This window comes from Nocardia sp. NPDC060220 (assembly GCF_042727815.1).
Lineage (GTDB): Bacteria > Actinomycetota > Actinomycetes > Mycobacteriales > Mycobacteriaceae > Nocardia.
On record NZ_JBHWZY010000880.1, the window covers coordinates 1 to 2,788 of the forward strand.

4 protein-coding genes are annotated in these 2,788 nt (G+C 70.6%); 2 read left to right on the forward strand and 2 right to left on the reverse strand.

The features are described 5' to 3' along the window. Together ACFWF3_RS31150 and ACFWF3_RS31155 are read left to right on the forward strand one after the other, a co-directional pair. The coding region (locus tag ACFWF3_RS31150; RefSeq protein WP_379317303.1) for an alpha/beta hydrolase family protein at positions 1-832 on the forward strand (832 nt) is incomplete at its 5' end. Beyond that, on the forward strand, positions 829-1,572 hold the full coding sequence (locus tag ACFWF3_RS31155; RefSeq protein WP_379317305.1) for an SDR family NAD(P)-dependent oxidoreductase: 744 nt from the start codon (positions 829-831) through the stop codon (positions 1,570-1,572). The genes ACFWF3_RS31150 and ACFWF3_RS31155, both read left to right, overlap by 4 nt. Before the next feature lie 4 nt (positions 1,573-1,576). On the opposite strand, the gene ACFWF3_RS31160 is transcribed toward ACFWF3_RS31155, so the two are convergent. Next, complete coding sequence (locus tag ACFWF3_RS31160; RefSeq protein WP_379317307.1) at positions 1,577-2,158, reverse strand: class I SAM-dependent methyltransferase; 582 nt, start codon at positions 2,156-2,158, stop codon at positions 1,577-1,579. Positions 2,159-2,225: 67 nt separating this feature from the next. Then, positions 2,226-2,788 (reverse strand): HAD family hydrolase (locus tag ACFWF3_RS31165; protein ID WP_379317309.1); only part of this gene is annotated, 563 nt, incomplete at its 5' end.

Here is a 2,788-nt window from a genome sequence, read left to right on the forward strand (position 1 = left end):
ATATCCAACAGCGCCGCCGTCGACGGTCACCCGAGGCGAGAATCTCCTGATGGCGGCGCGATGGGCGCACTTGGCCACGCTCATCCCCGACAGCGATCACCACGTGCACGCGGCGGCGGCCGACTCCGCCGCCGAAGCGGGCTTCTCGCTCCTGGAACCGGATTCGCGGCGAATCACCGGTCGCGATTTCACCGGCATCCTGCGCGGCCCCGCTGACGCGGCACGCACTGTGATCGTGGTGCCGGGACTGGACTCGAGCAAGGACGAGTTCCATGTGCTCGCCGACGCACTCGTCCGTCGAGGCGCGGCCGTGTTCGCCATGGACGGACCCGGGCAGGGCGCGCTCGCCGCGACCTCGACCGTGACCACCGACTATCCCGTCGTGATCGGCGGGGTGATCGACGCGCTCGGTGTCGCGGAGGTGGGCATCGTCGGGCTCAGCCTCGGCGGGTACTACGCGGCAGCCGCCGCGGCACTCGACCCGCGAATCACCGTGGCCGCCACGGTGAGTGGACCGTTCCGACTCGACTGGCCGGCACTGCCCGATCCCGTCGGTGACCTCATCACCCGCCGAGCAGGGTCCCGCGAGGCCGCCGAAGCCTTCGCCTCCACAGTCGATCTGACACCCCTCGCCCCGGCCCTGCGCTGCCCACTGCTGGTCGTCGACGGCGCGGACGACGCCATCCCCGGGGTCACCGACGGTGCACTGCTGGCGCGCACCGCACCCCGTGCCTACTACCTGCGCATCCCCGGCGGCGACCACCTCGTCGGGAACAACCGGCCGGCCTGGCTGCCCACCGTCGCCGACCACCTCACCGAAGGAATCTCATGAACCGCTACACCGATAAGATCGCGCTCGTCACCGGCGGCACCAGCGGAATGGGCCTGGCCACCGCACAGCGGTTGATCGACGAAGGCGCCCACGTCGTCATCACCGGCCGCACCGGCGAACGCGTCCGGGCCGCCGCCGCGCAGCTCGGCCCGCGCGCCACCGGTATCGCCGCCGACACCGCCGACCTGAACGCCATCGACACGATGGTCGCCGCCGTCACCGCGCGATTCGGCTGCCTCGATCTGGTCTTCGCCAACGCGGGCACCGGCGCCTTCGCCGCGTTCTCCGACATCACCGAGGCCGACTTCGACCACACCGTCGACGTCAACTTCAAGGGCGTGTTCTTCACCGTCCAGAAGACGTTGCCGCTGCTCACCCCCGGCGCTGCCGTGGTCCTCAACGCGTCGTGGACCCTGCACCGCGCCGACAGCGCTTTGACCCTCTACGCCGCCACCAAGGCCGCAGTCCACAATCTCGCCCGCACCCTCGCCACCGAACTCGGCCCCCGCGGCATCCGGGTCAACTCCATCAGCCCCGGCTATATCGATACCCCCATGTCCGCCGGGGCGATGACCGAGGAGTTCGCCACCATGGCCGCGTCCCGCGTCGTGAGCGGACGATTCGGCAACACCGACGAGATCGCCGCCCTCGTCGCCTTTCTCGGCTCCGCCGAGGCGTCCTACATCAACGGTCAGGACATCATCGTGGACGGTGGACTGGTCGCCGCGTACCCGCGGTGACACCTCAGCGTGGGCGCTGCCAGCGCAGCGTGTAGCGCCACATCAGGCGGCGGTGGATCTCGGCACCGGGCAGGTGTTCGGCGGCGGCGGAACGGATTTCGGCGAGGGTTTCGCGTGGGTCGGCCAGCGCGACATCGGGGCCGCCGTGCGACCGGCGCCGCCACCGATCCAGGCCCCAGATCGCGGGGAGGAGGGGGAGGTAGTGGAAGTCGCTGACCGGGTGCATCTTCCAGAGGCCGACCACCGCGAGGGTGCCGCCGGGGGCGACGAGATGGCGCAGGCCGGTGACGCCCTCACGTACCGGGACATGGTGCAAGGTGGCGACGGCGGTGACCACGTCGAAGGTTTGGTCGAGGTCGCGGAAGTCGGCGTGTTCGAGGTGGACGTTGGGGGCGGCGGGCGCGTTGGCGATGACCCGGTCATCGATGTCCACGCCGAGCACCGCGTCACAGCGGGTCGCTAATTTGCGGGCGAGTAACCCGTCACCGCAGCCGATGTCCAATGCCGTGCGGGCAGTGTCGGGCACCTGATCGAGTACCCAGGGGTGGTAGTGCGTGTTGTGGTTCCAGTAGGGGTCGGTCGGCATGACCGGTGAACGCGCCGGGCCGCGGATGGGTTCCGGAACTGGTGTGCGTCACAAGCTGTTTCGAGGACTATCGCCCGGATGCGTGCTCGGACAGCCATTCGCCGAACCGGGTGAGATCGTCCAGGACCACATCGGCGCCCGCGGTCCACAATCCGTCGGCGTCGTAGGGTCCGGTCGTGACGCCGACGGCCACCACGCCCGCCGCCTTGGCGCCGCGCATGTCGCCCGCGTGGTCGCCGACGAAGACGTGGGCCGACTCCTCGCGCAACACGTCGGCCTTTCCGGTCGCCCACAGGTCACCGGCGAGGCGATCGACCCGCCAGCCGAGATGGTCGACGTGCAGGCGCGCGTGCGGCTCGAATTTGCCGGTGACGACCAACGTCCGCCCACCGCCGGCCCGCACGGCGGCCAGCGCGTCGTCGGCGCCGGGGAGGGCGCCGATGTGGCCGAGGACGTCCGGGTACAGCTCGCGGTACCGGGTGACCAGGTGGGGGATCAGATCGTCGGGCGCGCCCGCGTCGCCGAGCAGCGTGGCCAGTGGCGGGCCGAGGTGCTCGGCGAAGTGTGAACCGTCCATCGGGAGATCGAACTCGCGCGCGAGGGTGTCGATCGCCAGGGCGACGCCCGGAC